Annotated in this window: 27 protein-coding genes and 2 tRNA genes; 17 read left to right on the top strand and 12 right to left on the bottom strand. The window is 63.8% G+C overall.

The genetic code is table 11. The features are described 5' to 3' along the window. Nucleotides 1-23 precede the first annotated feature (23 nt). The gene (locus EBBID32_RS01005) at nt 24-1,298 is read right to left on the bottom strand and encodes a hypothetical protein (protein ID WP_006949099.1); all 1,275 of its coding nucleotides are present in this window, start codon (nt 1,296-1,298) and stop codon (nt 24-26) included. A gap of 281 nt (nt 1,299-1,579) precedes the next feature. Here EBBID32_RS01005 and gyrA point away from each other — a divergent pair, with 281 nt between their 5' ends. Together gyrA and EBBID32_RS00995 are read left to right on the top strand one after the other, a co-directional pair. Continuing rightward, nucleotides 1,580-4,255: a DNA gyrase subunit A gene (gene gyrA / locus EBBID32_RS01000; RefSeq protein ID WP_006949097.1), complete on the top strand. Its 2,676-nt coding sequence runs from the start codon at nt 1,580-1,582 to the stop codon at nt 4,253-4,255. Then, nucleotides 4,252-4,599: a DUF952 domain-containing protein gene (locus EBBID32_RS00995; protein WP_006949095.1), complete on the top strand. Its 348-nt coding sequence runs from the start codon at nt 4,252-4,254 to the stop codon at nt 4,597-4,599. Before gyrA ends, EBBID32_RS00995 begins: the two co-directional genes overlap by 4 nt. On the opposite strand, the gene EBBID32_RS00990 is transcribed toward EBBID32_RS00995, so the two are convergent. Next, nucleotides 4,578-5,711, bottom strand: coding sequence for a glycosyltransferase (locus EBBID32_RS00990; protein ID WP_006949093.1), 1,134 nt, complete (start codon nt 5,709-5,711; stop codon nt 4,578-4,580). The genes EBBID32_RS00995 and EBBID32_RS00990 overlap by 22 nt on opposite strands. Before the next feature lie 53 nt (nt 5,712-5,764). Here EBBID32_RS00990 and EBBID32_RS00985 point away from each other — a divergent pair, with 53 nt between their 5' ends. The 7 genes from EBBID32_RS00985 to EBBID32_RS00955 all read left to right on the top strand — a co-directional run bounded on the left by EBBID32_RS00985 (nt 5,765) and on the right by EBBID32_RS00955 (nt 12,189). Further along, nucleotides 5,765-6,643, top strand: coding sequence for a lysophospholipid acyltransferase family protein (locus EBBID32_RS00985; RefSeq protein WP_006949091.1), 879 nt, complete (start codon nt 5,765-5,767; stop codon nt 6,641-6,643). A 32-nt stretch (nt 6,644-6,675) separates the two neighbouring features. Beyond that, nucleotides 6,676-7,320, top strand: a complete 645-nt coding sequence (locus EBBID32_RS00980) for a phosphoribosylanthranilate isomerase (protein WP_006949089.1) — start codon at nt 6,676-6,678, stop codon at nt 7,318-7,320. A 99-nt stretch (nt 7,321-7,419) separates the two neighbouring features. Further along, nucleotides 7,420-8,661, top strand: a complete 1,242-nt coding sequence (gene trpB, locus EBBID32_RS00975) for a tryptophan synthase subunit beta (RefSeq protein WP_006949087.1) — start codon at nt 7,420-7,422, stop codon at nt 8,659-8,661. Nucleotides 8,662-8,663: 2 nt separating this feature from the next. Further along, nucleotides 8,664-9,479, top strand: a complete 816-nt coding sequence (gene trpA, locus EBBID32_RS00970; RefSeq protein ID WP_006949075.1) for a tryptophan synthase subunit alpha — start codon at nt 8,664-8,666, stop codon at nt 9,477-9,479. Then, nucleotides 9,476-10,327, top strand: a complete 852-nt coding sequence (gene accD, locus EBBID32_RS00965) for an acetyl-CoA carboxylase, carboxyltransferase subunit beta (protein ID WP_006949074.1) — start codon at nt 9,476-9,478, stop codon at nt 10,325-10,327. The genes trpA and accD overlap by 4 nt, the downstream gene beginning before the upstream one ends. A 28-nt stretch (nt 10,328-10,355) precedes the next feature. Further along, complete coding sequence (locus EBBID32_RS00960) at nt 10,356-11,678, top strand: bifunctional folylpolyglutamate synthase/dihydrofolate synthase (RefSeq protein ID WP_006949072.1); 1,323 nt, start codon at nt 10,356-10,358, stop codon at nt 11,676-11,678. Nucleotides 11,679-11,745: 67 nt separating this feature from the next. Then, a complete protein-coding gene (locus EBBID32_RS00955) occupies nt 11,746-12,189 on the top strand; it encodes a DUF6628 family protein (RefSeq protein WP_006949070.1) in 444 nt (147 codons plus the stop codon). Here the strand turns inward: EBBID32_RS00955 and EBBID32_RS00950 are convergent. Further along, nucleotides 12,174-13,499, bottom strand: coding sequence for an AmpG family muropeptide MFS transporter (locus EBBID32_RS00950; protein ID WP_037488083.1), 1,326 nt, complete (start codon nt 13,497-13,499; stop codon nt 12,174-12,176). The genes EBBID32_RS00955 and EBBID32_RS00950 overlap by 16 nt on opposite strands. A 78-nt stretch (nt 13,500-13,577) precedes the next feature. Continuing rightward, a complete protein-coding gene (locus EBBID32_RS00945) occupies nt 13,578-14,036 on the bottom strand; it encodes a response regulator (RefSeq protein WP_006949066.1) in 459 nt (152 codons plus the stop codon). A gap of 175 nt (nt 14,037-14,211) precedes the next feature. Here EBBID32_RS00945 and EBBID32_RS00940 point away from each other — a divergent pair, with 175 nt between their 5' ends. Then, nucleotides 14,212-15,216, top strand: a complete 1,005-nt coding sequence (locus EBBID32_RS00940; protein WP_006949063.1) for a pseudouridine synthase — start codon at nt 14,212-14,214, stop codon at nt 15,214-15,216. Continuing rightward, complete coding sequence (gene rsmD / locus EBBID32_RS00935) at nt 15,213-15,764, top strand: 16S rRNA (guanine(966)-N(2))-methyltransferase RsmD (protein ID WP_006949058.1); 552 nt, start codon at nt 15,213-15,215, stop codon at nt 15,762-15,764. Before EBBID32_RS00940 ends, rsmD begins: the two co-directional genes overlap by 4 nt. Here rsmD and EBBID32_RS00930 read toward each other — a convergent pair. Further along, nucleotides 15,749-16,192, bottom strand: coding sequence for a globin domain-containing protein (locus EBBID32_RS00930; RefSeq protein ID WP_006949056.1), 444 nt, complete (start codon nt 16,190-16,192; stop codon nt 15,749-15,751). The two genes, rsmD and EBBID32_RS00930, sit on opposite strands and share 16 nt — an antisense overlap. A gap of 108 nt (nt 16,193-16,300) precedes the next feature. Here EBBID32_RS00930 and EBBID32_RS00925 point away from each other — a divergent pair, with 108 nt between their 5' ends. Continuing rightward, entirely contained in the window at nt 16,301-16,774 is a 474-nt protein-coding gene (locus tag EBBID32_RS00925) for an RrF2 family transcriptional regulator (protein WP_006949055.1), read from the top strand. On the opposite strand, the gene EBBID32_RS00920 is transcribed toward EBBID32_RS00925, so the two are convergent. Beyond that, nucleotides 16,737-17,171, bottom strand: a complete 435-nt coding sequence (locus EBBID32_RS00920) for a hypothetical protein (RefSeq protein WP_006949053.1) — start codon at nt 17,169-17,171, stop codon at nt 16,737-16,739. The two genes, EBBID32_RS00925 and EBBID32_RS00920, sit on opposite strands and share 38 nt — an antisense overlap. Before the next feature lie 185 nt (nt 17,172-17,356). After that, nucleotides 17,357-17,752 carry a GFA family protein gene (locus tag EBBID32_RS00915; protein ID WP_006949051.1) on the bottom strand — a complete coding sequence of 132 codons (396 nt, stop codon included), beginning with the start codon at nt 17,750-17,752 and terminating at the stop codon, nt 17,357-17,359. 103 nt (nt 17,753-17,855) lie between these two features. On the opposite strand from EBBID32_RS00915, the gene EBBID32_RS00910 reads away from it, so the two are divergent. Beyond that, the gene (locus tag EBBID32_RS00910; RefSeq protein ID WP_006949049.1) at nt 17,856-20,132 is read left to right on the top strand and encodes an ATP-dependent helicase; all 2,277 of its coding nucleotides are present in this window, start codon (nt 17,856-17,858) and stop codon (nt 20,130-20,132) included. Nucleotides 20,133-20,172: 40 nt separating this feature from the next. Here the strand turns inward: EBBID32_RS00910 and EBBID32_RS00905 are convergent, their stop codons facing one another. The 5 genes from EBBID32_RS00905 to EBBID32_RS00885 form a co-directional block, all read right to left on the bottom strand. Continuing rightward, the gene (locus tag EBBID32_RS00905) at nt 20,173-20,637 is read right to left on the bottom strand and encodes a cache domain-containing protein (RefSeq protein ID WP_006949048.1); all 465 of its coding nucleotides are present in this window, start codon (nt 20,635-20,637) and stop codon (nt 20,173-20,175) included. Between the two features lie 269 nt (nt 20,638-20,906). After that, nucleotides 20,907-21,458, bottom strand: a complete 552-nt coding sequence (locus EBBID32_RS00900; protein ID WP_231382070.1) for a GAF domain-containing protein — start codon at nt 21,456-21,458, stop codon at nt 20,907-20,909. Nucleotides 21,459-21,463: 5 nt separating this feature from the next. Continuing rightward, a tRNA-Ala gene (locus EBBID32_RS00895) sits at nt 21,464-21,539 on the bottom strand. Nucleotides 21,540-21,610: 71 nt separating this feature from the next. After that, a tRNA-Ala gene (locus EBBID32_RS00890) sits at nt 21,611-21,686 on the bottom strand. Nucleotides 21,687-21,775: 89 nt separating this feature from the next. Then, the gene (locus EBBID32_RS00885; protein WP_006949043.1) at nt 21,776-22,111 is read right to left on the bottom strand and encodes a TIGR02300 family protein; all 336 of its coding nucleotides are present in this window, start codon (nt 22,109-22,111) and stop codon (nt 21,776-21,778) included. Between the two features lie 181 nt (nt 22,112-22,292). Between EBBID32_RS00885 and aroA the strand changes: the two genes are divergently transcribed. From aroA to rpsA, 4 genes are all read left to right on the top strand, one after another. Beyond that, nucleotides 22,293-23,603 carry a 3-phosphoshikimate 1-carboxyvinyltransferase gene (gene aroA / locus EBBID32_RS00880; protein ID WP_006949041.1) on the top strand — a complete coding sequence of 437 codons (1,311 nt, stop codon included), beginning with the start codon at nt 22,293-22,295 and terminating at the stop codon, nt 23,601-23,603. Continuing rightward, the gene (locus tag EBBID32_RS00875) at nt 23,600-23,851 is read left to right on the top strand and encodes a CBU_0592 family membrane protein (RefSeq protein WP_006949039.1); all 252 of its coding nucleotides are present in this window, start codon (nt 23,600-23,602) and stop codon (nt 23,849-23,851) included. The genes aroA and EBBID32_RS00875 overlap by 4 nt, the downstream gene beginning before the upstream one ends. Beyond that, nucleotides 23,848-24,483, top strand: coding sequence for a (d)CMP kinase (cmk, locus tag EBBID32_RS00870; protein ID WP_006949037.1), 636 nt, complete (start codon nt 23,848-23,850; stop codon nt 24,481-24,483). Before EBBID32_RS00875 ends, cmk begins: the two co-directional genes overlap by 4 nt. A gap of 169 nt (nt 24,484-24,652) precedes the next feature. Then, a complete protein-coding gene (gene rpsA / locus EBBID32_RS00865; protein ID WP_006949035.1) occupies nt 24,653-26,365 on the top strand; it encodes a 30S ribosomal protein S1 in 1,713 nt (570 codons plus the stop codon). Nucleotides 26,366-26,478: the final 113 nt, after the last annotated feature.

Here is a 26,478-nt window from a genome sequence, read left to right as displayed (position 1 = left end):
CCATGGGGACGGCGCGGATCCTGTCAGGCGCCCTTGGTGCCCAGATAGGCGATCCACAGATCGGCAATCTTCTTGCGCGCGCCGCCCTGAACGGTCTGGAACGCGGCCTTGGCTGCGGGCAGATCACCGCCCAGCGCCTTGGCGATACCCATGCGGCTGTTCACTTCGTCCGCATCGACGCCGCCCTTCTGCTTGGCCAGATCGAACATGGTCGCCGCCTTGGCATAATCGCCATAGCCCAGATAGGCGTCGGCGGTGGCTGCCGCGATCTTGCCGTTTGCCGCCTTCTTTGCATCGGCCTCGGCTGCGCCCAGTGACCCCTTGTCGCCGGCGATCTTCGCCACCGCCGCCTGATAGGTTTCACCGCCCTGACTGGCGTTCAGCACGCCCTTGGAGCGGCCTGCGTCAATCGCCGACTTGACCTCGCCATAGATGCCGGTCTTGGATGCCATTTCAGCATATTCAATGAAATCGCCGGCCACGACCAGACCACCCGATGCCGCCATCAGCCGCAATACATCCAGATTTTCGCGGTTGGTGATGGTCGGGTTTGCCTGCTGGAACAGGCGGATGAGTGTGCGCAGATTTTCGCCGCTCGGCTGTGCCTGATAGGCCCAGGTTGCCCATTCGGTCACTTCGGGCAGACGCGCCGAAGCTGCGCGGCTTACGCCGATCTGATACCATTGTGCGGGAACCTGCTGTCCCGCTGCCTTCATCGCGTCCGCCCCGGCCTTGAGCGCGGCCAGCCCCTGCTGGTTCAGCGATCGCTGTGGTTCGACCGATGGATTGGCGGTGCCTGCCTTGCCGAAATAGGCCTGGGCAAGGGTCGGATTTATCGCCTCTGGCTTGTAACCGGCCGCCAGCGCTGCCTGGCCGCGCTTGATCGCCAGATCATAATTTTTGGCGCCCATCGCCTGATCGGCCGCGACCGCATTGAACTGACCCGCCTGTTCGGGCGGGGTCAGGCCGCTGTCGAGCATCTGGGTCAATGCCTCGCTCTGAAGCGCAGTGTCCTTGCTCGCGATCGAGGTGTTCAACTTGATCGCGCCGATCTGATATTTGTCGTCATTGCTCACGGCTTTGGTGTCGGCATCGGCCAGCGCTGCCTTGGCACCGGCAAAATCCTGCGCTTCGGCGGCCTTTTGCGCGGTCTGGAGCGACTTGATGACTTCAGGCGAGACATTGAGCTTCGGTCCGGCCTTCTTCTCTTCCTTTTTCGCGGCAAAGGCGGGGGCAGTGATCGCGCCGCCGCTCAACGCCAGAGCCAGCACAAGCGCCACCGGGGTAACAAAACGCATGATCCTCATCTCCTTTGTGCGCCGGGCCAGGGAAGCCATGGGCGACTTTAAAGCTGTTGTGCGCCGATTAGGGGGCGGCGCGTGAATGGCCATTGAACAAGCCTATATCGGCGCATTTTGCAACTGTCATGCACACGCTTCGTTCCGTTCGCCCCGGTCATCATCCCCTGCCCTGTTTGTCTGCACGTGCGGGCGCGCGCGTGAGCGCGAGGGGTGACAGATTTGTTTCGCTCGGCTAGTGCGGACGCAGAAACACATTCCATCCAAAAAAGAGAATCGCCTTGACCGACGAGACCAGCCTCGCCGACCCTTCGGACATCAGCCCCGTCAGCATCGTAGACGAGATGAAGGCGAGCTATCTCGACTATGCCATGTCGGTCATCGTCTCCCGCGCCCTTCCCGACGTGCGCGACGGGTTGAAGCCGGTGCATCGCCGTATTCTCTTCTCCGCCCAGGAATCGGGCTTCGTCTATAATCGTCCCTATCGCAAATCCGCGCGTCTGGTCGGTGAAGTCATGGGTAAATATCACCCCCATGGCGACAGCTCGATCTACGACGCATTGGCCCGCATGACCCAGGACTGGTCGATGCGCGTGCCGCTGATCGACGGGCAGGGCAATTTCGGTTCGATGGACCCCGATCCGCCAGCCGCGATGCGTTACACCGAAGCGCGGCTGGCGAAGGTCGCCAATGCGCTGCTGGAGGATCTCGACAAGGATACGGTCGATTTCACGCCCAACTATGACGCTTCGGAAAGCGAACCGCAGGTTCTGCCCGCGCGCTTCCCCAACCTGCTGGTCAATGGCGCAGGCGGCATCGCGGTCGGCATGGCGACCAACATTCCGCCGCATAATCTGGGCGAAGTCATCCGCGCCTGCCTTGCCTATATCGACAATCCCGGCATCACGATCGACGAACTGATCGCTATCGTCCCCGGTCCCGATTTCCCGACCGCGCCGCTGATCCTGGGCCAGTCGGGCGCGCGCAGTGCCTATCACACCGGTCGCGGCTCCATCATGATGCGCTCGCGCCATGTGATCGAGAGCGGACGGGGCGACCGCGAATCCATCGTCCTGACCGCCATCCCCTATCAGGTCGGCAAGAATGGGCTGGTCGAGAAGATCGCCGAAGCCGCCAAGGAAAAGCGGATCGAGGGGATCAGCGACATTCGCGACGAATCCAGCCGCGAAGGCGTGCGGATCGTCATGGATCTGAAGCGCGATGCGACCCCCGAAGTCGTACTGAATCAGTTGTGGCGCAACACCCCGGCGCAATCGAGCTTCCCCGCGAACATGCTCGCGATCCGTGGCGGCCGCCCGGAATTGCTGAACCTGCGCGACATCATCGAAGCCTTCGTCAAGTTCCGCGAAGAGGTGATCACCCGCCGCACCAAGTTCGAGCTGAACAAGGCGCGCGACCGCGCCCATATCTTGCTGGGTCTGGTCGTTGCGGTCAGCAATCTCGATGAGATGGTCAGGATCATCCGCGGATCGTCCAGCCCCGCCGAAGCACGCGAAAAGCTGCTGACGCGCGAATGGCCAATTGGCGAGATCGCGCCCTATATCCGGCTGGTCGAAGCGATCGACATCGAAGTTTCGGGCGATTTCTACAAATTGTCCGACCTTCAGGTCCGCGCCATCCTCGACCTGCGCCTGCACCGCCTGACGGCGCTGGGCCGCGACGAAATCGGCAAGGAACTGGCCGAACTGGCCGACGCGATCGCTGAATATCTCGCCATCCTGGGCGACCGGATCAAACTCTATGCCGTGATGAGGGAAGAGTTTGAAGAGATTGAACGCGAATTCGCCACCCCCCGCCTGTCCGAAATCACCGCCGCTGCCGACGGGATCGAGGATGAGGATCTGATCGAACGCGAAGATATGGTCGTCACCGTTACGGTGCAGGGCTATATCAAGCGCACCCCGCTGGAGAGCTTCCGCGCGCAGGCGCGGGGCGGCAAGGGCCGGTCGGGCATGGCCACCAAGGATGAGGATGCGATCACCGAATTGTTCGTGACCTCGACCCATACGCCGGTGCTGTTCTTCTCCACCGCGGGCAAAGTCTATCGCATGAAAGTTTGGCGCCTCCCCGAAGGCGGCCCGGCGACACGCGGGCGGCCGATGATCAACCTGCTGCCACTGGGTCCGGGCGAAACCATCCGTACCGTGCTGCCGCTGCCCGAAGATGAGGATAGCTGGAAGGACCTGCACGTCATGTTTGCGACCGCGAACGGCACCGTGCGCCGCAACAGCATGGACGCCTTCGCCAATGTGCCGAGCAACGGCAAGCTGGCGATGCGCTTTGACGAGGGCAGCGATGACCGGTTGATCGGTGTCGCGCTGCTGACCGAGGAGGATGACGTGCTGCTCGCCACCCGGCAGGGCAAGGCGATCCGTTTTGCCGCGACCGACGTGCGCGAATTCCAGAGCCGCACATCGACCGGCGTGCGCGGCATGACGCTCAAGAGCGACGACGAAGTCATCTCCCTGTCAATCCTGCATCGGTCGGGCGCCAATCAGGAACAGCGCGAGGAATATCTGCGCTTCGCCCCGTGGAAGCCGGAAAAGGAAGGCGAAATGGGCGATCAGGCCATGTTCGCGCATATGCGGGAACATGAGCAGTTCATCCTGACCGTCTGCGCCAATGGCTATGGCAAATTGTCGTCGGCCTATGATTATCGCCGCACCGGACGCGGCGGCCAGGGCATCACCAATATCGACAATATCGGTCGCAACGGCCCCGTCGTCGGCAGCTTCGCCGCGACCCATGGCGACCAGTTGATGCTGGTGACCGATCAGGCCAAGCTGATCCGCATGGGCCTCGACAGCCTGCGCGTCATCGGCCGCAATTCGGCGGGCGTGCGCCTGTTCGACGTGGCCAAGGACGAGCATGTCGTCAGCGCCGCGCGGATCGAGGAAAATGACGAGGGCGACGCGGAGGCGTCCGCGCAGGCATGAGCGACCTGTTCGCCTACAAGATCCTGACGGCCGACCAATATGCGCAGTTGAAAGCCGATGGTGTGTTCACCGGCGCGCCGGTCGATCTGGCCGATGGCTATATCCACATGTCGACCCGCGATCAGGCGGCGGAGACGGCGGCCAAACATTTTGCCGGGCAGGACCGGCTGGTGATGCTGATGGTCGATCTCGCGCCGTTCGGAGAGGCGATCAAATGGGAAGCGTCACGCGGCGGCGCGCTGTTCCCGCATCTTTATGGCGACCTGCCGTTGAGTGCGGTGGCGGGCAAGGTGGTGCTGCGCATTGGCGACGATGGGCTGCATCAGTTCCCGGCGGGCTTCTGATCCACCGGTTTCATCCGCAAGACCAGTCCGCGCCGGACCCAATAGTCCCATCCGCCCCAGCGGATGCGTGATGATGCGGCGGCGGCCAGTTGCACGATCAGGTGCGCCCATGTGACGACGAAGGGCGCGGTAACATCCCACAGGAGCGATCGCCGTGCGCGGCTGGCCTGCTCCGGCTCCAGTACGCTGGCGAGGATCGCCCGCCGCGCAAGCGCCCGGCCCCATGCCGCGCCATAGCCAATCATAATCATCGCCCAGCCACCCCAGACCAGCGCCCAGATCCACGCCGCCGCCTGCACCGCGACCACCAGCGTCGCCAGCGCCCACATGCCGGGGCTGTTGGTGACGATGTGTCGATATTGCCGCACGCCAAAGCTCAGCGCCTGCGCCGCGCTCCCCTCCAACGGGCTGGCGACGAGCAGGTCGCGCACGGGCCGCAATCGCAATTTGGCGCGCCAACCGGCCAGACCGATCGCCATGTCATCGGACAATCGCCCCGCCATCGCCCGGTCAAGGTCCAGCCGATCGGCCACATCGCGCGTCAACGCCATCGCGCCGCCCCAAGGCATGGTCGCGCTGGCAAAGCGCGGGAGTGTCGCCAGTTGCATCTCTACCGCACCGACCAGTGCCAGCATCGGTCCGCGATCCGGTAACAGCATCCGGTATCCGGTGACGATGTCCGCTTTCCCCCTGACCAGCGGAAACAGCAAGCGTCCGACCAGCCGCGCGGGCGGCTCAATGTCGGCATCGATGAAAACGATATGGCGATCCTCCGGTCGCAACGCCCGCAACGCCGCGCGTAATTTGTGGATCTTCTGGCCTTCGTCGCTCGCGATCCCGGCATGGACGAGTTGCACCCAGTCCCCCTCCCGCACGGCCAGCGTATCGGCAGCAGCGCATCGTCCCGATGTCGCGATCAGCAAACGGAAACGCGCCGTCTGCGCTTTCAGCCGAGCGATCAGGTCCGGCCCGCCATCCCAATCGTCACGCACCGACAACAGCACGACCACGCCGTCGGGCGCCTCGGTCTTGCGATCTGTCGGCAGGTGCCGCCAGTAATTGACGACGCCCAGCAGGCTCAGCCCCTGAAGGAATATCCATAGCCACAGCATGTTACGCCAGCGCCCCTTTACCGTCTCGGCCGCTTCTGTATGACGCTATCACGATGCTCTCCAACCCCTTTCTCTTCGCCCTGCTGCGCCTTTTGCCCGCGGGCATCGCCTCCTGGCTGGGTGGCTGGCTGTCGGTGACCTTCGCTCGCCCGCGCATGAAGCTGCGCGACGCCCGCGCGCGCGCCAATCTCGCTCTACTGCGACCGGATCTGAGCGTGGAGGAGCGCGAGGCGATCCTCACCCGGCGGTGGGAGAATATTGGGCGAACATTGGCGGAACTGGCCAATATCGATCGACTGGTCAGCCCGCGTCATGTGCGGGTGCATGACGCGGCGGGATATCAGGCCATACTCGACATGCCTGGCCCGATGATCTTCTTGACCACGCATATCGGCAATTGGGATTTGATGGCCGCGCATCTCAAGGCCGCGACGGATCGCCCGCCGTTGGGCGTTTATGATCCACCAGATAATCCCAAGATCGCCGCCCAACTCAAGCGCGCCCGGCAAAGCTATATGGGGGAAGCGATCACTGGCAGCGGCGGTGCGGCACGCGGCATCGTCCGGCATCTGACCAAGGATCGGGCGATGCTCTATATTCTGGTCGATGAGCGACGAGAAGCGCAGGTCTGGTTCCCGCGTTTCGGGCGCGACCTGCCGCCATCGGGCAATCTGTCCGTCGCGCTGCGGCTGGCGCGCAAGTCAGGCGCGCGGTTCACGCCCTTCTATCTGACGCGCACCAACGGGCCGCATTTCGATCTGCATTGGCATCCACCGCTCGACCCGGCGCGGATGAGCGATATCGAAATGGTCGCGGCCATCGACACTTTTCTGGCGCGCGCCTGTATCGACCATGCCGACGAGTGGCTGGCGCTGCATGATATGGACCTGACTTCGCCAGGCCATGCGCCCCCTACCCCTCCGTTCATGTGACTTCGCGCTGTATCGCGGCTAAAGCCCCTGCCATGTCCCGACTCGCGATCAAGATTTGCGGCCTTTCGACCGCCGATACGGTAGGCGCTGCGGTGCGCGCCGGGGCGAGCCATATCGGCTTTGTCCATTTCCTCAAAAGCCCGCGCCATGTCGATGCCGACCAGATCAGGGCACTCGCCGCCATCGCCCCCGCCGATGTAGAGCGCGTCGGCGTGGTGGTCGATCCGACCGACGAGATGCTGGACGAACTGGCCGCCACCGGCGCGCTCACTGCCCTGCAACTGCATGGCAAGGAAAGCGTGCAGCGGGCCGCCGCCATCCGTCATCGTTTCGGCCTGTCGGTGTGGAAAGCGATTTCGGTCAAGACTCGCGTGGATATCGACGCCGCCAATGCTTATGCGGGTGCGGTCGACCGGCTGCTGTTCGACGCCAAGACACCCGATGGCGCGGCTTTGCCGGGCGGCATGGGGCTGCGGTTCGACTGGACGTTGCTGCGCGGGGTGGCGGTGCCCGGACCATGGGGGCTGTCGGGCGGTCTGTCGGTGGACAATGTTGCCGAGGCCGTGCGCATCACCGGCGCACCACTGATCGACGTTTCGTCGGGCGTGGAAAGCGCGCCGGGCATCAAGGATATGGACAAGATCGCCACCTTCTGCAAAGCGGTTTTGCAATGTTGACGCCGCCCGCCCCTGTCGCGCGCATCGGGACACGATGGCGCTGATCGCTTCCCCCATCCGAAGCGAACGCCCATTTAGATCCAAGAGACTGAAACGATCATGACCGACACCATTAGCTTGCCCAACAGCCTGCGCAGCCAGCCCGATGCCAGTGGCCATTTCGGCCAGTTTGGTGGCCGCTATGTCGCCGAAACATTGATGCCGCTGATCCTGGAACTCGAAAAAGTCTATCGCGCGGCGAAGGACGATCCGGCGTTCGAGGAAGAATATGACTATCTGCTCAAACAATATGTCGGCCGCCCCAACCCGCTATATTATGCGGCAAGGCTGACCGAGGCGCTGCGCGAAGGCGCACCAGCGGGTAAGGGCGCGAAAATTTATCTGAAGCGCGAGGAACTGAACCACACCGGCGCGCACAAGATCAACAATTGCATAGGGCAAGCGCTGCTCGCCCGCCGCATGGGCAAGAAGAAGGTGATCGCGGAAACCGGCGCAGGCCAGCATGGGGTCGCCACCGCGACCGTCGCCGCCTTGTTCGGCATGGAATGCAAGATTTTCATGGGCGCCAAGGACGTCGAGCGCCAGAAGCCCAATGTGTTCCGCATGAAGCTGCTCGGCGCGGAAGTCATTCCGGTGACGTCGGGTTCGGCGACGCTCAAGGATTCGATGAACGATGCGCTGCGCCATTGGGTGTCGAACGTGCATGACACATTCTACATCATCGGCACGGCCGCTGGTCCGCACCCCTACCCCGAACTGGTCCGCGATTTCCAGTCGATCATCGGCAAGGAAATCAAGACGCAGATGATGGAGGCCGAGGGGCGGCTGCCCGATATGCTGATCGCCCCGGTCGGCGGCGGCTCCAATGCCATCGGCATGTTCCACCCCTTTCTGGACGACACCGAGGTCGCGATGATCGGCGTGGAGGCGGCCGGCGAAGGGTTGGCCGGCAAACATGCGGCATCGCTGGCGGGCGGTGCGTCGGGTATCTTGCACGGCAACCGCACTTATCTGCTTCAGGATGAGGACGGCCAGATCACCGAAGCGCACAGCATTTCGGCGGGTCTGGATTATCCCGGCATCGGGCCTGAACATAGCTGGCTGCACGAAATCGGCCGGGTGCAATATATGCCGATCACCGATGACGAGGCACTGGCCAGTTTCCAGAAGCTGTCGGCGCTGGAGGGGATTATTCCCGCTCTGGAATCGGCCCATGCCATTGCAGCGGCAGAGCAGGTTGCGCCGACGATGGACGCGGACAAGATCATCGTCGTCAACCTGTCTGGCCGGGGGGACAAGGATATCTTCACCGTCGCCGATGCGCTGGGAGTGGAGATGTGAGCATGGACAGGATGGCCACCTGCTTCGCCGCCTGCAAGGCACAGGGCCGCGCGGCGCTCATTACCTTTGTGACAGCCGGTGATCCGACTGTTGCGGCGACGCCTGCCATTCTGGACGCACTGGTCGCGGGTGGCACGGACATTATCGAACTGGGGATGCCCTTTACCGATCCGATGGCAGATGGCCCGGCGATTGAACTGGCCAATCTGCGCAGCCTGGGGTCCGGCACGAAAACGGCGCATATCTTTACGATCGCCGCCGATTTCCGGGCGCGGCATCCCGACACGCCGCTGGTGCTGATGGGCTATGCCAATCCGATGCTGGTGCGCGGGTCCGACTGGTTTGCCGACCAGTGCAAGGCGGCTGGCGTCGATGGCGTCATCTGCGTCGATGTGCCGCCGGAGGAAGATGCCGATCTTGGCCCGGCGCTGCGTGACGCGGGCATCCATCTGGTCCGGCTGGCGACGCCCACCACCGACGCAAAGCGGCTGCCCGCCGTGCTGGAGGGGGCCAGCGGTTTCCTCTACCATGTCTCGGTCGCCGGGATTACCGGCAAGCAGCAGGCGGCGCAGGCCAATATCGAACTGGCCGTCCAGAAACTGAAGGCCGCAACCGACCTGCCGATCGCGGTCGGCTTTGGCGTTCGGACGCCTGAACAGGCCGCCGCGATCGGGCGCGTTGCCGACGGCGTCGTCGTTGGTTCCGCCATCGTCGATCTGGTCGGGTCGCATGGCGATGCCGCCGCGCCCTTCGTCCAGCAATTCGTCGCCTCACTCAGTGGCGCGCTCACCGCCAATTCACGGGAAACCGCCGCATGAGCTGGATCAACCGCGTTCGCAAGGCCATCCCCTTCATCGCCAAGAAGGAACAGACGGCCGAAACGCTGTGGCACAAATGCCCGTCCTGTTCGGAGATGATCTTCATCAAGGAGTGGGAAGAAAATCTGTCCGTCTGCCCGCGTTGCGACCATCATGGCCGCATCGGCCCGTCGGAACGGTTCGAGCATATTCTCGACGCCGGCTTCATCCTGTTGCCGACCCCGCATGTGCAGGAAGATCCGCTCAAATTCCGCGACAGCAAGCGTTACCCTGACCGGATCAAGGCAGCGCGGCTGGCGACCGGCGATCATGACGCGCTGATCAATGCGCGCGGCGCTATTGACGATGTGCCGCTGGTGATGGGCGTGCAGAATTTCGCCTTCATGGGCGGTTCCATGGGCATGGGTGTGGGCGCGGCCTTCATCCAGGGGGTCAATGACGCAATCGCGCATAAATGCCCCTATGTGATCTTCACCGCGGCTGGCGGGGCGCGGATGCAGGAAGGTATCCTCTCGCTGATGCAGATGCCGCGCGCGACCGTAGCCATCCAGAAGCTGCATGCGGCGGGCCTGCCCTATATCGTCGTGCTTACCGATCCGACCACCGGCGGCGTGACGGCCAGCTACGCGATGCTGGGCGACATCCAGATTTCCGAACCCAATGCGCTGATCGGCTTTGCCGGGCAGCGGGTGATCGAAAGCACAATCCGCGAAAAACTGCCCGAAGGGTTCCAGCGCGCCGAATATCTGCTGGACCATGGCATGATCGACATGGTGGTGCATCGCGGCGAATTGCGCGACACGCTGGCGCGGGTGATCGACTATCTGACGCCGCGGGCCGCCGCCTGACATCACGCATTGAGGGGGGACGGGGCGCATGGCCGATCACGCGGTATCGGAGCATCCTGCGGTGCAGGCGCAACTCGACCGGCTCTGGTCTTTGTCCCCCGGTGCCGACATATTGGGGCTGGAGCGGATTACCACGCTGCTCGATCGACTGGGCAATCCGCACCGCGCGCTGCCGCCGGTCTTTCATGTCGCGGGGACCAACGGCAAGGGATCGACCTGCGCCTTCCTGCGCGCGGCGATGGAAGCGGACGGAAAGAGCGTCCACGTCTTTACCTCGCCCCATCTGGTTCGCTTTAACGAGCGCATCCGGGTCGCGGGGCAGCTGATCAGCGACGATGCGCTCGCGCGCTATCTGGAGCGGGTGCTGGATATTGCGGAAGGCGTGAACGCCAGCTTCTTCGAGGTGACGACCGCCGCTGCTTTCCTGGCCTTTGCCGAACATCCCGCCGACGCCTGCATCATTGAGGTCGGGTTGGGCGGGCGGCTGGACGCCACCAATGTCATCGCCAACCCGGTGGTGTGCGGCATCGCGCAACTGGGGATCGACCATCAGGCTTTCCTGGGCGACACGCTGGCAGCCATCGCGGCGGAAAAGGCGGGCATCGCCAAGTCGGGCGCGCCGCTCGTCACCCAGCGCTATGCCGAATCGCTGTTCCCGGTGATGATGGACGCGGTCGCCCGTGCCCGGACCAGCTGGATCGGTCAGGGCGATGGCTGGGACGCCGCCGCCTATCGCGATCGGCTGCATTATCGCGACGAACAGGGGCGCCTTGATACGCCGCTGCCCCGGCTGGCAGGCGCGCATCAGGTGCAAAATGCCGCGCTGGCCTTCGCCATGGTGCGGCATCAAAGTGCGGTGCCGCTGTCCGAAGCCGCGCTCAAGGCTGCGCCGCTGTGGGCGCACTGGCCCGCGCGGCTCCAGCGGCTCGATCACGGTCCCCTGCTCGCTTCCCTGCCCGATGCGACCACGGCCTGGCTCGACGGTGGGCATAATGCGGGCGCGGGCGAGGCGATCAGCGCTTTCTTCACCAACGAGCGGCTGGAGGGGCAGAAACTCCAGCTGGTCATCGGGATGCTGGCGAACAAGGATGTCGATGCGTTCCTGTCGCCCTTTGCCGGGCGGATCGCGCATATCCATGCCCTGCCGGTGCCGGGGCATGAACATCATGAGGCCGCGCGTTTCGCGGCGATAGCGGCGCGTTGGGACATTGGCTGCACCGCGCATGACGAACCGACATCAGCGATCCGCGCTATCGCGGCGCTGGGTGAACCGGCGCCCAAGCTGCTGATCGGTGGGTCGCTCTATCTGGCGGGGGAAATTTTGCGGCTGAACGATCAACTGCCTGACTGATTCTACTTGCGATTAACTCGCAATAGCCTAATCTGCGGAAACTACACCACCGCAGAAGGCGCTCATTATGGCACATGGAGAGACATCTTCCCTCGACGACCTGCCCCGGCCGATGCCGGCGGGCTATGGCAATCGCCTGTTCCTGTTCGTGATGCGACGGATGGCGAGCGCTGGCGTCAATGATGCCCATGCCGCCAATGCGATACTGGGCGCGTTCGGGCGCAGCTATCGCCGGCCGCTGGTGCTGATGCGGGCGATGATGCTGGAACTGGCGCGCGCGTCGAGCCGCAAGATATTGGTCGCGCCCTGCTGCTGCGCGCGGATGACGGCGGACGAGGCGCTAATGATGGAAGCGACCGGCGACGCGCTGCGCGATCCCAACAGCGCCTATGGGCATGTGAGCCGATTGCTGGGCAACGATCATGCGTTGGGCGCGCTGACCTGCTTGCAGGCGGTGGCGCAGGCCCATGCGGATTTGGGCCGACCGCTGGAGCTTTACGGCGAGGGGTGATTGCCCGGATCGGTCGCGGCGCTGCCAACGCTGGCGTCGATCAGGCCCGCGCGCATCATCAGCCAGAACAGGATGATGCCCGGCATGGCGGCAGCGGTGGTGAGCAGGTAGAAATCGACATAGCCGAATTGTTCGATCAGTCCGCCCGCCGTCGTCCCGGTCAGGAAGCGGCCAACGATGCTGGCGGCGGCTGAAATCAGCGCATATTGGGTGGCGGTGAAGCGCAGGTCACACAGGGCGGAGAAATAGGCGACGACGGTGACGCCGCCGATGCCGCTGGCGAAATTCTCGAACCCGATGGCGCCTGCCATGCCCCAATTACTCTTGCCCAGCGCCGCCAGAGCCGCAAAGGCGAAGTTGGAAACGCCCATCAGAATCAGGCTGATCAGCACCGACCGCTTCATGCCGAGCCGGGCGTAGAGGATGCCACCGATGAAAATGCCGATCAGATAGGCCCAGAAGCCGATGCCGATGTCGTAAATGGCGATCTCGTCATTGGTATAACCCATGTCATCGAACAGCAGGCGGAAGGTCAGGTTCGCCAGCGTGTCGCCGATCTTGTGCAGCAGGATGAACAGAAGAACGAGCAGCGCGCCCTTGCGCTGGAAAAATTCGACCAATGGCCCGGCGATCGACTGCCAGACTTCGCCAAGTCCACGCCGTGCCAACGGATCGCGATGGCGTTCCGGTTCGCCCAGAAGCAGCCCTGTCAACATGGCGGGCAAGGCGAAGATGGCACAGGCGAGGTACGCGCCTTCCCATCCAATCCGCGCCGCCAGCACCAGCGCCAACGCACCCGCCGCAACCGATCCGATGCGCCAGCCATATTGCGACATGCCCGACCCGACGCCCAACTGTTCAGGCTTCAGTAATTCGATGCGGTAGGCGTCGATCACGATGTCGAAGGTCGCACCCGCAATGCCGACAAGGATGGCGGCATAGGCGGTCTGGATCAGGCTGCTCGTCGGATCGACCAATGCGAGATTCGCGACCGCCGCCATGACCAGCGTGCCCGCCACTATCAGCCAGGAGACACGCTGGCCCAGCCGACCGATGATTGGCAGGCGGACGCCATCGACTACCCAGGCCCAGAGCCATTTGAGATTATAGACGAGGAACGCCAGGGTGAAGGCGGTCACCGCCTTTTTGTCTATGCCGTCCTGCGCCAGGCGTGTGGTCAGCGTCGCGCCGATCATGGCGAAGGGGAAGCCGGATGATACCCCCAGGAAAAAGGCCGCCAGCGGCGCTTTCTGGGTATAGGGCTTAACCGCATCGAGCCAGTTGTTCGTGCCCTTCATGGCGTCGTTCATATCGGTGCGCGTCCCCCGCAAGCGTCTGTTGCGCGCCACCATATGGCCTGACGCGGGGCTGGCAAGCGTGCTGTGGGATCAATCGGTCGGGTCGAACAGGGTGAGGCCGACCGGCAGGCGCGGACGGCGGGCGCCGCGCAGCACGGCATCGATCACGCCAATGGCGGCGACCAGATCACGCGGGGCATAGGGTTTGGCGAGACAGCCCAATGCCAGCGCGCGGGCGTCAAGCGGGCAGGCACCGGTGACGAACAGCACCGGCAATTCTTTGGTCGCGGCGTGGCGGGCGACGTCGATACCGCTGCGGTCGCCCTTCAGGCGGACGTCGGCGATCACGAGATCGACCCCGCCGCCGTCGATGACGCTGATGGCATGGTTGTAATCATCCACGGTGGCGGCGATGCGGTATCCGGCCTGCTCGAGCGCATGTTCGTTGTCAAAGGCGACGAGCGGCTCATCCTCCACCACCAGCACGGTCCGGATCGCCCTGCGACGTCCAGTGCGCGCGCCTTCGCCCTTCACTAACCCGAAAAACATTTGCCGATCCGCCCTGTTTCCGCCATGCCCACCGATCAAACGCCGCGCCCCCGCGCCGGGTTGCCGGGCGGATGCCACACCGCCCTCATCCAAGCGCCGGGACGGCACCGTTCAGCCTGTTGCTGGCTTTCCTGCTATATGGGAAGGGCCAGTGCCCACGAAAAGGAATCCGCCCTTGGAACCGCCGAAAAAATCTGGACCGCCCCGCAGGGCTGGCTCCGGCGGCCCCAAACGCCCGTCCGGTCCGGGTACTGGCGGTCAGGGTACTGGCGGGCCGGGTCGGACGCCGGACGGCAAGCCGCGCTTTGGCAAGCCGGGCGAAACCAAGGCTGGTCCCGCTGCCAGCGCCAAACCATGGGGCCGCAAGCCCGGCTTCAAGAAGCCCGGTGCCGGGGTCAAGACGCCCGCCAATCCGCATCCCGCCCGCGCCGCCGCGACCAGCGATGGCAAGGGCGAACCACAGCGCATCGCCAAGCTGCTGGCGCGGGCCGGGGTTGCCTCACGCCGTGAAGTCGAGCGGATGATCGAGGAAGGGCGCGTGACGCTGAATGGCGTGGCGGTCGAGACGCCTGCGACCTTGCTGGCGTCGCTCCATGGCGTGGCGGTCGACGGCGTGGCGATTGCCGCACCGCCGCCGGCCCGGCTGTTCCTGTTCCACAAGCCGACCGGTTTCCTTACGACCGAGCGCGATCCCGCAGGGCGGCCGACCATCTATGACAAGCTGCCCGCCGACCTGCCGCGCGTCATGCCGATCGGGCGACTGGACATGACGACCGAAGGACTGTTGCTGCTGACCACCGATGGGGGGTTCAAGCGGCAGATGGAGCTGCCATCGAGCGGCGTGCCGCGCACATACCGGGCGCGCGCCTTTGGCGAGGTGAGCCAGCAGCAACTGGAGGATCTGTTCGACGGCATCGAGATTGAAGGCGTTCGCTATGGCCCGATCGAGGCCAATCTGGAGCGGCGGACCGGGCGCAACCAGTGGATCGAGATGACCCTGACCGAGGGCAAGAACCGCGAAGTGCGGCGGGTGCTGGAGCATCTGGGGTTGCAGGTCAATCGCCTGATCCGCACCAGTTACGGCCCGTTCCTGCTGGGCGACCTGCCACCCGGCGCGGTCGAGGAAATCCGCCAGCATGACCTGGTCCAGTTCAAGGCCAGCCTGAAGGACAGCAAATGAGGATCATATCCGGGCAATGGCGTGGTCGTCCGCTGACCGCGCCCAAGGGTGACGCGACCCGCCCGACCGCCGACCGGACCCGCGAGACTCTGTTTTCGATGCTGGTCAGCCGGATCGGATCGTTCGAGGGGCTGGCCGTGGGCGATTTCTTTGCCGGGTCGGGGGCGCTGGGGTTCGAGGCGCTGTCGCGGGGCGCCGCCACCTGCCTGTTCGTCGAGCAGGACAAGGCGGCGATCGATTCGATCCGCGCCAATGGCGAGCGGCTGGGCATCAAGCCCGATGTCAGGGCGTCGAGCGTGCTGTCGCTGGGGTCCGCGCCCAAGCCGCTCGACCTGATCTTCATGGACCCGCCCTATGGCACGGGGGCCGGGCAGGTCGCATTGGACAAGCTGGGGCGGCTGGGCTGGGCTGGCCCTGCGACCTGGATCAGCATAGAGACCGACCGGCGCGAGGATGTGGAAGTGAAGGGCTTTGCGATCGACGCTGTGCGCGACGCTGGCAAGGCCCGGATCACTTTGCTGCGGGCGGTGGATCAGGCGGCTTCGTAGGCCGCCGTCTCCTTGGCGATCAGGATGTTGGCGAGGAAGGTATAAGCCTCTGCCCAGGCATTAAGCACCGCGTCGGTCGCCACCTCTTCGCCCAATACTTCGCGGATGGCGGGAAGCAGGGCGGCTGCGACCTTGGGATAATGTTCGGGCTTTACCCCGGTTTCGACATGGCGGGCGACCATGCGGGCGATGGCACCGTTGAGCGCGCCGAGCTTGTCGATATTTTCAGCATAGCCCAGAATCGCGGCGGCCAGGCGTTTGGGCTGTTCGCCGCTTTCCTGTGCGGCCTGATCGAACATTCCCTTCACCTCGGCGTCCTGGAACAGGCGGGTATACATGGCGGTCGTGATGGCGACGCCGTGCTGGCGCAGGGCTGGACCGGTGGATTTGACGATCGCGATGGTGGAAGCCGACAGTGAGCTGGACATATGTGCGCCTTTCGATGGACTCGATAAGCGGCATTTAATTTGCATCTTTTAAGATGTAAATAGAATATATGTTTCAAGCCCCCTGTAGCCCCGCTAACGGACAAGCCGATGCAATTGACCCGTCACACCGACTATGCGCTGCGCGTGCTGATCCATCTGGCGGCAGCACCGGAGGGACGCGCGACGATCGCGCAGATTGCCGATGCCTATGGGCTGTCGCGCAATCATCTGATGAAAGTGGTGCATGGCCTGGCGCAGGGCGGATTCGTTGCGACCCAACGCGGGCGCGGTGGCGGTTTTGCGCTGGCGCGTGCGCCACAGGAGATCAGCATCGGCGCGGTGATCCGGCATAGCGAGCCGGACATGAAGATGGCCGATTGCGCGGCCTGCGCGATCCGCCCGTCCTGCGGACTGACCGGCATATTGGCGCAGGCGACCGCGGCTTTCATGGCGGTATTGGACCGGCACAGCCTGAACGATGCAACCCGCGACCGGGCCGGACTGGCGGCGATTATCGCTGCCCTGCCCGGCCCGGAACCGTCGGTTAGCGGCGACGCGCCTTGCGTGCCTCACCCGGATTGATGCAGCTGTCCTGCACGGTTTTCGAGCAGACCGGATAATCTTTCGCTTCAGCCGGTGGCGGGGTCATGTTGCCGCCCACCGTGACCGGGTTGGCGGAAGTGCCGACCGGGGCGGCGGGATCATTGGGGACGCCGGCTGGGGCTGGCGCCATGCCGGGATCTGCGGGGACCGTGCCGGTGGGTTGGCCTGCATTGGGGTCTGCGGCGGTTGCCGGATCAGCGGGCGGCGTCATGGCCGGGTCAGCAGCAGGCGGCGGCGGCGCGGCGGGATCAGCGGGCGGAGCCATGTCGCCAGCGGGCGGCTGGCCCATCGGGGCCGGACTTTCCTGCGCAATGGCAACGCCTGCCATGGTGGTGAAACTGAGCATCGCGGCGCTGGCCAGCATGATGGATTTCATCGGAACATCCTTTCCTAATTCTTCTCTCACCCCGTGGGGATGGGCGAGGGAAGAACCGGAGTCGTGACGTGTCCGTTCCGGCAGCGGCGATGAGCCGTGGCGGACGCGCCGTGAAAGGATGGATGAGTAGCTGGAGGGATTGTGCTGTCACCGACAGGGCATCTCCGTCCTTCAGCCGGTCGCCCTTATTCTTCGGGGAAGCGATCGAATTTGGGAAGGTTGTGAACGTGGGGCATCCACGGCGCGGCTTCGGCCATCTGGACATGGGCCTGGGGTGGCAGTGCGGACTGATCGTCCAGCGTCGCTGTCTGAATGTCGATGCCGCCGGGGAATATCACCGGATTGGTATAGAAAAGCCCGGTGCCGCAGGTGGCGCAAAAATGACGGGTCGCATTTTCCGACGATTGGTAGCGCGCGGGCGTACCATTGATCATGACTGCATCCTGCGGGAACAAGGCCCAGCCGACCATCGGCGCGCCCGAACTGGCGCGGCAATCATTGCAGTGGCAGATGGCGCTATAGGCCGGAGCGCCGCTGGCTTCATATTGGATCGCCCCGCACTGGCATTTGCCCTTCACCATGATTCGTCCTCCCTTGCATGATTCGCCTTTTGTTCTCATAGAAGGCGCTTCGCCGCAAGGGTCGCGCCTTGCCCCCGCCCCTGCCCACGCCTAGTTGAGGCCAATGACCTTTCCAGCCCCTTCGCCGACCGACCCCGACTATATCAAGGGACTGAACCCGCCGCAGCGTGAGGCGGTGCTGACGACCGAGGGGCCGGTGCTGGTGCTGGCGGGCGCAGGTACGGGCAAGACGGCGGCACTGACCGCGCGGCTGGCGCATCTGGTCGCGACGCAGCGGGCCTGGCCGTCCGAAATATTGTCGGTCACCTTCACCAACAAGGCGGCGCGTGAAATGCGAGAGCGGGTCGGCCGGATGATTGGCCCGGCGGTCGAGGGGATGCCCTGGCTGGGGACATTCCATGCCATCGCGGCCAAGATGCTGCGCCGTCATGCCGAACTTGTGGGGCTGCAATCCAATTTCACGATTCTGGATACGGACGACCAGTTGCGGTTGATGAAGCAGTTGATCCAGGCCGAGGGGATTGACGACAAACGCTGGCCAGCCAAGCAATTGGGCGGGCTGATCGACCAGTGGAAGAATAAGGGCTGGACGCCCGACGATATCAGCGCGGGCGAGAGCGAGGGCTATGCCAATGGCAAGGGGCAGAAGCTCTACGCCGCCTATCAGGCACGGCTGCGCACGGTCAATGCGTGCGATTTCGGTGACTTGCTGCTGCATGTTCTGACAATTTTGAAGAAGCATCGCGACGTGCTGGAAAGCTATCAGCAGCGGTTCAAATATATCATGGTGGACGAATATCAGGACACCAATAGCAGCCAATATCTGTGGCTGCGGCTGCTGGCGCAGACGCGCAAGAATCTGTGCTGCGTGGGGGATGACGACCAGTCCATCTATTCGTGGCGCGGGGCGGAAGTCGCCAATATCCTGCGGTTCGAGAAGGATTTTCCCGGCGCGAAGATCATCCGGCTGGAACAGAATTACCGATCCACCCCGCATATTTTGGGCGCGGCGTCGGGCGTGATTGCCGAAAATGGCAATCGGCTGGGCAAGACATTGTGGACCGACATCGACGTGGGCGAAAAGGTGCGCGTCATCGGCATTTGGGACGGGCCGGAGGAAGCGCGGCGGGTCGGCGAGGAGATAGAGACGATCCAGCGCAATGGCGGGTCGCTGGACGAGGTGGCGATACTGGTGCGGGCGCAGCACCAGACCCGCGAGTTTGAGGACCGCTTCATCCAGATCGGGATGCCCTATCGCATTGTCGGCGGTTTCCGATTCTATGAGCGCGCCGAAATCCGCGATGCGCTGGCCTATTTGCGACTGGTCAACCAGCCCGCCGACGATCTGGCGTTCGAGCGGATCGTCAACGTGCCCAAGCGGGGGCTGGGCGACAAGGCGGTGGAGAAATTGCATCGGCTGGCGCGGGCGGAGGGGATATCGCTGGTCCATGCGGCGGCGCGCATTCTCGACACGGACGAGTTGACGCCGCAGGCCCGGCGATCATTGGGGGCGTTTGTGGGCGATCTGGCGCGGTGGCGCGACCGGGCGACCACCCTGCCCCATGCCGAACTGGCGCGGCAGATATTGGACGAGAGCGGCTATACCGCGATGTTGCAGGCGGAGCGATCAACCGAGAGCGCGGGGCGGCTGGAGAATCTGGGCGAACTGGCGCGGGCGATGGAGGAATATGAGACGCTGGGCGCGTTTCTGGAGCATGTCTCCCTCGTCATGGACAATGAGGCGCAGCAGGAAGAGCGCAAGGTCACGATCATGACCATCCATGCCGCCAAGGGGCTGGAGTTTGATTCGACCTTTCTGGTCGGCTGGGAGGAAGGGATTTTCCCGTCGCAGCGGGCGCTGGACGAAGGCGGCCTCAACAGCCTGGAGGAGGAACGGCGGCTGGCCTATGTCGCGATCACGCGCGCGCGGAAGCGCTGCACCATCCTTCATGCGGCGAATCGGCGTATCTATGGCCAGTGGACCAGCAGCATCCCGTCGCGCTTTGTCGGCGAATTGCCGCCTGAGCATGTCGACGCGGAAAGCAGCATGAGCGGCGGCGCGTCGCTGTGGCGGGCCAACTGGTCGGAGCGGGACGATCCGTTCGCCCATGTCGGGCGTGGCGAAGGGCGCGGGCCGGGATGGCAGCGGGCGCAATCGTCGGGCCAATTCAGCCGTGAGCCGGTGCGGATCGTGGAGGCGCGCACGGCGGCGGTATCGATCGGCAACAAGGGGCGCAGCGACATGAGTGTGGGGCTGCGCGTATTCCACCAGAAATTCGGTTATGGCACCGTCGCGGAAATCGAGGGCAACAAGCTGGAAATTGATTTCGAGACGGCGGGGCGCAAGCGGGTGATGGACAGTTTTGTGTCCATCCCCTGATCCGCCAGGGCAGCGCTACGCACTGTCCGACATCAACCTATTATGGGGCGTAATAGCCGACGCCCACGACATGATCGCCGACCAGTTCGATCAGCGACATTTTGCGTTCGATCCGGTTGTCCGCCCGGTTGAGCCAGACATAGTTGATCTTGCCATGGCCGCTCGTGCGGGCAATCTCTATCATGTCGCGCACGATGGGTTTGCCCTCCGCGTCGGTCAGATCGCTGACATCGCGCCCAACGAGGCCCGGATGTGCGCCATAGGCTTCATAGACGCCGTTCAGGTCGAACACGAACACATAGAGTTCGCCGGTGTTGAATGCCCCGTCCTTCCGGTTGAAGGCGGCAAAGGCAGGGGCGGCACCGGCAGTCTTGATCGTCGCCACCGCCTTTTCCAGCATCGCCTTTGCCTGTGCCGCATCGGCGTGAGGTGCGGCCATGGCCGATGCGGCGGGCAGCGCGAACGTGCAGGCCATGGCCAGAAGAATGCGCGAAAATGGGAACATGGGCCAATCTCCTCTGGTCATCGGCGCACAAGCGCTGGAGCCGGATGCGAACTGTATATCATTCGCGATCCGATTGCCGATGACAGGGGCGCTATTAGGCCGTTCCGTGCGCCGGCATTGTGACGCAGATCAAATCGACCTTTGGTATGAGGCCATGCGCATGGACAGGTAAATGGAGACCGCGCCACCTGAAGCTGGAGATCGACGTCAGAACTGCCAGGCGCAACCGGGTGATGGACAGTCTCGGCTCCGCCCGCTGACGGACAGCTTCATTTCGCCGACAATATTGCACCGATCGATCGGGCATAGTCCTGCATGACGGCGACTATGGCTGGAGCGCTGACCGAGCGGGGATTGGGATCAATGGCGCAAAGCGTGCCGTAGAAGCTGCCGTCAGGAAGGACCACGGGCAGCGAGGCATAGCTCTGGAAGCCGTAGAAGATCGGGACATGGTGTGTGCGCCAATCCTGATCCATCGCCACATGGTCGATGTAGATGCCCTCACCGCTGCGGCGAATATCGTCACACAGAGTCTTTTTGATTTCCAGTTCCCCGCCGGGGTCCATGCCGAATTCGATCCGGTCGAGAACCTGGCAGGCAATCCAGCGGTCCTCGGTCACCCTGGCGACGGCCGCAAAGCCCATGCCGGTCATCTGGCAGACTTGCTCCAGAATTGCGCGAATCCTGTCATCATCGCCCTGGGCCGCCACAGCCGCCGCCATATCATCGCGCATATAGTCCCCCATGAACATCGGGAATGCGAAAAGCGGATCGCGCGCGGTGTTCGACAGACATGTAGGATTGAGCAGATTTTTGCGCAAGAATTTGGTGGAGCCTAGCGGGATCGAACCGCTGACCTCCTGCATGCCATGCAGGCGCTCTCCCAGCTGAGCTAAGGCCCCATCCGGTGCAGCGGTAGCGCCGCGACCAAAAGGTCATGCCATGTCCGGCAAGACGCCGTCGGCAGAAAAAATGGTGGAGCCTAGCGGGATCGAACCGCTGACCTCCTGCATGCCATGCAGGCGCTCTCCCAGCTGAGCTAAGGCCCCATTTCCATCGCTAAAGCGCCGTTTGGGTCCGGCGCTTCGGAGGCGCTGCCATTAGGTCGCAGCGCCATCCTTGGCAAGAACAAAATGACTTAATTGTCGTCCGCGTCGTCGTCGCTGGCGGCATCGACACCCAGGTCGTCATCACCGCCCAGATCGACGTCATTATCGGGCGAATCGCCGTCATCATCGACGTCGATGTCCAGATCCAGATCGTCATCGGCCGTTTCCAGCTCGCCGTCTGCGGTCTCGATCACCTTCTTGGGCGCTTCCTCATAGGGGAGCGGCTGCTTCGACTTCAGCACCGGTTCCGGTTCCCAGGCGGCGTTGCAGTTGATGCAGACGACCGGGTTGTCATTGCCCAGGTCATAGAAGCGCGTGGCGCATTTCGGGCAGGTCCGCTTCGTGCCCCATTCAGCCTTCACCATGTCCGGCCTAATCCTTTTTTGATGCTCAAATAACAACTACGCGGCGCAACGGTGAAGTTGCCCGCGAAACGTCGCGCGCCTTGCCATAGCGGGACGGCGCTGTCAAAAGCCGGGCGCATTTTTTCGCCCCCGACATGATCGGAACGCTTTAGTGACTGCCTCTTCCCCACTACCGAACCCCATGACCTTCTCCGCCGCCCCTGCCCTGTCGGGCAGCGTGACCGTGCCGGGGGACAAGAGCATTTCCCACCGTTCGTTGATGCTGTCGGCGCTGGCGGTGGGGGAAAGCCGGGTCGAGGGGCTGCTGGAGGGCGAGGATGTGCTGGCGACCGCGGCCGCCATGCGGGCGATGGGCGCGGACATCGTGCGCAACGCGGACGGCATCTGGCATATCCATGGCGTGGGCGTGGGCGGGCTGCTCCAGCCTGAGGTTGCGCTGGACATGGGCAATAGCGGCACATCGACACGGCTGCTGATGGGGTTGCTGGCGAGTCATGACCTGACCGCGACCTTTATTGGTGACGCATCCTTGAGCAAGCGACCGATGGCGCGGGTGACCGAGCCTCTGGCGCGGATGGGGGCGAGTTTCACCACCAGTCCGGGCGATCGCCTGCCGCTGACCATGCGCGGTGCCTGCCCCGCCGTGCCGCTCGACTATCGGCTGCCGGTGGCGTCGGCGCAGGTCAAGTCGGCGATATTGCTGGCCGGGCTGAACACGCCGGGCATCACCCGCGTCGTCGAGCCGATCCCGACGCGCGACCATAGCGAGCGGATGCTGCGCGGATTCGGTGCGGAACTGAATGTCGAGGTTGAGGCGGACGGGACGCGGATCATCACGCTGGTCGGGGAAGCGGAGTTGACGCCCCAACAGATCGTCGTACCGGGCGATCCGTCGTCGGCGGCCTTCCCGATGGTGGCGGCGTTGTTGGTGCCCGGATCGCAGGTGACGATCGCCAATGTCGGGCTGAACGCGACGCGGGCGGGGTTGATCGACCTGCTGCGCGAGATGGGCGGCTCTATTGAGGTCATCAATGCGCGCGAAGTGGGCGGCGAGCCGGTGGGCGATCTGGTCGTCACTGCATCGGCGCTGAACGGCATCGAGCCGGACCCGGCGCGCGCGCCCAGCATGATCGATGAATATCCTGTCGCCTTCATCGCCGCCGCGCTGGCGCAGGGGCGCAGCGTGTTTCGCGGGCTGGAGGAGTTGCGGGTCAAGGAATCGGACCGGATCGCGACGATGGCGACAGGGCTGCGGGCGATTGGCGTTAGTGTCGAGGAACTGGAGGATGGCATCATCATCGAAGGCAGCGGCGGTGCGCCGCTGGCCGGTGGCGGGCCGATCGCCACCAAGCTCGACCATCGGATCGCGATGAGCTTTGCGGTGGCGGGGCTGGTGTCGCGCGACGGGGTGACGATCGACGATATGGCGCCGGTGGCGACCAGTTTCCCGACCTTCGTGCCGCTGCTGCGGACGCTGGGTGCGGTGGCGTGACGCTGGATTGGGCCAATATCGTCGGATTGCTAGGCAGCGGACTGATGGTGGTCGCTTATGCGTATAGCAATATCGCCAGGGATCTGAACTTCATCTGGTTCAACCTGCTCAATCTGGTGGGGTCGCTGCTGCTGATCGCGTCGCTCACCATCCATTTCAACCTGGCGTCGATGGCGCTGGAGATCGTCTGGGCCGCGATCGCGGTGATCGGCCTGGGCAATACGCTGCGCAAGGGCAAAAGCCGATGATCATAGCCGTGGACGGCCCCGCTGCGTCGGGCAAGGGCACCATCGCCAAGGCACTGGCGCGCCACTATGGCCTGCCCTGCCTCGACACCGGATTGCTCTATCGCGCGGTCGGCCTGTCGGTACTCAAGCGCGGCGGCGACCCGGATCGTCAGGCCGATGCCCTGGCGGCATGCGATTTTGGCGACGAGATATTGGCCGATCCGGCGCTGCGCAGCGAAGCCGTGGGCAGCCTGGCGTCGCGCGTATCGGTGCATCAGGTGGTGCGCGATGCGCTGATCGCCCGGCAGCGCGATTTTGCGACCCAGCCGGGCGGCGCGATACTGGACGGGCGCGACATCGGTACGGTGATCGCACCCGATGCCGACGCCAAGATCTTCGTCACCGCCAGCGTCCATGTGCGGGCCGAGCGCCGCTACAGGGATGGCTTGGCGCAGGGCGGACATCCCGACATGGACAGCCTGATCGCAGACATTCAGGCGCGCGATACGCGCGACATGAGCCGCGACCATGCGCCGCTGAAAATCGCCGATGGTGCGGACTTGCTAGATACGAGCGATTTGACTATAAACGCGGCCGTCCAGCGGGCGATTGCGCTTGTGGACGCCCAGCTTGAAGGTCGCCCAAAAGGCTGACCCGTCAAGGCGCGCGGTTATTCCACGCGCCCTTTTCGCTTTTCACGGCCGCGCGTTCCCAAGCCCCTAACCGGCTGGATACGCGCCGGATATTCGGTCCTGCGCGTGTTTTGGCCAAAGACCATCGGATACAACCGGTTGGCCAGCAATGACGAGTGAAGGACTAACCATGGCCTCTACGGCATTCCCCACGCGCGACGATTTCGCCGCGCTTCTCAATGATTCCCTCGGTGGCGAGGACGGCGGCTTTGAAGGCCGCGTCGTCAAGGGTACCGTTACCGCCATCGAAAACGACCTGGCCGTCATCGACGTAGGCCTCAAGAGCGAAGGCCGCGTGCCGCTGCGCGAATTCGCGATGCCGGGCCAGAAGGCCGATATCAAGGTCGGCGACGAAGTCGAAGTCTATGTCGACCGCGTCGAAAACGCCCATGGCGAAGCCATGCTGTCGCGTGACCGCGCCCGCCGCGAAGCCGCCTGGGACAAGCTGGAAGCCGAGTTCACCGAGAGCGCGCGCGTCGAAGGCGTCATCTTCGGTCGCGTCAAGGGCGGCTTCACCGTCGATCTGGACGGCGCCGTGGCCTTCCTGCCCGGTTCGCAGGTCGACATCCGCCCGGTTCGCGACGTCACCCCGCTGATGGACATTCCGCAGCCTTTCCAGATCCTGAAGATGGATCGCCGTCGCGGCAACATCGTCGTGTCGCGTCGCGCCATCCTGGAAGAAACCCGCGCCGAACAGCGCAGCGGCCTCATCCAGACGCTGGCCGAAGGCCAGATCATCGAAGGCGTGGTCAAGAACATCACCGATTATGGTGCGTTCGTTGATCTGGGCGGCATCGACGGTCTGCTGCACGTCACCGACCTGTCGTACAAGCGCATCAACCACCCCAACGAGATGATCAACATCGGCGACACCGTCCGCGTGCAGATCATCCGCATCAACCGCGACACGCAGCGCATCTCGCTCGGCATGAAGCAGCTGGAAAGCGATCCTTGGGAAGGCGCATCGGCCAAATATCCGATCGGTGCCAAGCTGTCGGGCCGCGTCACGAACATCACCGAATATGGTGCGTTTGTTGAGCTGGAAGCCGGCATCGAAGGTCTGGTCCACGTCAGCGAAATGTCCTGGACCAAGAAGAACGTCCACCCCGGCAAGATCGTTTCGACCAGCCAGGAAGTCGAAGTTCTGGTCCTCGAAGTCGATCCCGAAAAGCGCCGCATCTCGTTGGGCCTCAAGCAGGCACAGTCGAACCCCTGGGACAGCTTTGCCGAGCGTCACCCGATCGGTTCGACCGTCGAAGGCGAAGTCAAGAATGCGACCGAGTTCGGCCTGTTCATCGGCCTGGACGGCGACGTCGACGGCATGGTTCACATGTCCGACATCGCATGGGGCATTTCGGGCGAGGACGCGCTGGCGCTGCATCGCAAGGGCGAGGCCGTGCAGGCGGTCGTTCTCGACATCGACGTCGAGAAGGAGCGCATCAGCCTTGGCATGAAGCAGCTTGAGCGTGGCGGTCCGGCTGCGGGCGGCACCACCGCTGCTGCTGCTGGCCTGAACAAGAACGCGATCGTCACCGTGACCGTTCTGGAAGTCCGCGACGGCGGCCTGGAAGTCCAGGCGGGCGAAGATGGCGCCACCGGCTTCATCAAGCGCAGCGACCTGGGCCGTGACCGTGACGAACAGCGTTCGGAACGTTTCCAGACCGGCCAGAAGTTCGACGCGATGATCACCGGTTTCGACCGGGCCAAGAAGCCCACCTTCTCGATCAAGGCGATGCAGATCGCCGAAGAGAAGCAGGCTGTCGCGCAGTACGGATCGTCCGACAGCGGCGCATCGCTGGGCGACATTCTGGGCGAAGCGCTGAAAGCCAAGAGCGAAGGCTAAGCCCTTCCCGCTTCAAGGCGAACGAAAAGGCCCGCCGGAACCCAGGTTCTGTCTCTTATACACATCTCCGAGCCCACGAGACTAAGGCGAATCTCGTATGCCGTCTTCTGCTT

This window comes from Sphingobium indicum BiD32, assembly GCF_000382885.1.
In the GTDB taxonomy this organism is placed as follows: domain Bacteria; phylum Pseudomonadota; class Alphaproteobacteria; order Sphingomonadales; family Sphingomonadaceae; genus Sphingobium; species Sphingobium japonicum_C.
The sequence above is the reverse complement of the archived record's forward strand: the minus strand, read 5'-3'. Positions and strand labels throughout refer to the sequence as shown.

Bases quoted from the DNA above. Each gene is read 5' to 3' on its own strand.
- EBBID32_RS00925 (WP_006949055.1), top strand. From the start codon at position 16,301: ATGCAATTGACCCGTCACACCGACTATGCGCTGCGCGTGCTGATCCAT.
- trpA (WP_006949075.1), top strand. From the start codon at position 8,664: ATGGACAGGATGGCCACCTGCTTCGCCGCCTGCAAGGCACAGGGCCGC.
- EBBID32_RS00930 (WP_006949056.1), bottom strand. From the start codon at position 16,192: ATGTCCAGCTCACTGTCGGCTTCCACCATCGCGATCGTCAAATCCACC.
- rpsA (WP_006949035.1), top strand. From the start codon at position 24,653: ATGGCCTCTACGGCATTCCCCACGCGCGACGATTTCGCCGCGCTTCTC.
- EBBID32_RS00980 (WP_006949089.1), top strand. From the start codon at position 6,676: ATGTCCCGACTCGCGATCAAGATTTGCGGCCTTTCGACCGCCGATACG.
- EBBID32_RS00910 (WP_006949049.1), top strand. From the start codon at position 17,856: ATGACCTTTCCAGCCCCTTCGCCGACCGACCCCGACTATATCAAGGGA.
- EBBID32_RS00915 (WP_006949051.1), bottom strand. From the start codon at position 17,752: ATGGTGAAGGGCAAATGCCAGTGCGGGGCGATCCAATATGAAGCCAGC.
- EBBID32_RS01005 (WP_006949099.1), bottom strand. From the start codon at position 1,298: ATGCGTTTTGTTACCCCGGTGGCGCTTGTGCTGGCTCTGGCGTTGAGC.
- trpB (WP_006949087.1), top strand. From the start codon at position 7,420: ATGACCGACACCATTAGCTTGCCCAACAGCCTGCGCAGCCAGCCCGAT.
- EBBID32_RS00945 (WP_006949066.1), bottom strand. From the start codon at position 14,036: ATGTTTTTCGGGTTAGTGAAGGGCGAAGGCGCGCGCACTGGACGTCGC.
- accD (WP_006949074.1), top strand. From the start codon at position 9,476: ATGAGCTGGATCAACCGCGTTCGCAAGGCCATCCCCTTCATCGCCAAG.
- EBBID32_RS00885 (WP_006949043.1), bottom strand. From the start codon at position 22,111: ATGGTGAAGGCTGAATGGGGCACGAAGCGGACCTGCCCGAAATGCGCC.
- aroA (WP_006949041.1), top strand. From the start codon at position 22,293: ATGACCTTCTCCGCCGCCCCTGCCCTGTCGGGCAGCGTGACCGTGCCG.
- EBBID32_RS00955 (WP_006949070.1), top strand. From the start codon at position 11,746: ATGGCACATGGAGAGACATCTTCCCTCGACGACCTGCCCCGGCCGATG.
- EBBID32_RS00960 (WP_006949072.1), top strand. From the start codon at position 10,356: ATGGCCGATCACGCGGTATCGGAGCATCCTGCGGTGCAGGCGCAACTC.
- EBBID32_RS00905 (WP_006949048.1), bottom strand. From the start codon at position 20,637: ATGTTCCCATTTTCGCGCATTCTTCTGGCCATGGCCTGCACGTTCGCG.
- EBBID32_RS00995 (WP_006949095.1), top strand. From the start codon at position 4,252: ATGAGCGACCTGTTCGCCTACAAGATCCTGACGGCCGACCAATATGCG.
- EBBID32_RS00985 (WP_006949091.1), top strand. From the start codon at position 5,765: ATGCTCTCCAACCCCTTTCTCTTCGCCCTGCTGCGCCTTTTGCCCGCG.
- rsmD (WP_006949058.1), top strand. From the start codon at position 15,213: ATGAGGATCATATCCGGGCAATGGCGTGGTCGTCCGCTGACCGCGCCC.
- EBBID32_RS00990 (WP_006949093.1), bottom strand. From the start codon at position 5,711: ATGCTGTGGCTATGGATATTCCTTCAGGGGCTGAGCCTGCTGGGCGTC.
- EBBID32_RS00920 (WP_006949053.1), bottom strand. From the start codon at position 17,171: ATGAAATCCATCATGCTGGCCAGCGCCGCGATGCTCAGTTTCACCACC.
- cmk (WP_006949037.1), top strand. From the start codon at position 23,848: ATGATCATAGCCGTGGACGGCCCCGCTGCGTCGGGCAAGGGCACCATC.
- EBBID32_RS00950 (WP_037488083.1), bottom strand. From the start codon at position 13,499: ATGAACGACGCCATGAAGGGCACGAACAACTGGCTCGATGCGGTTAAG.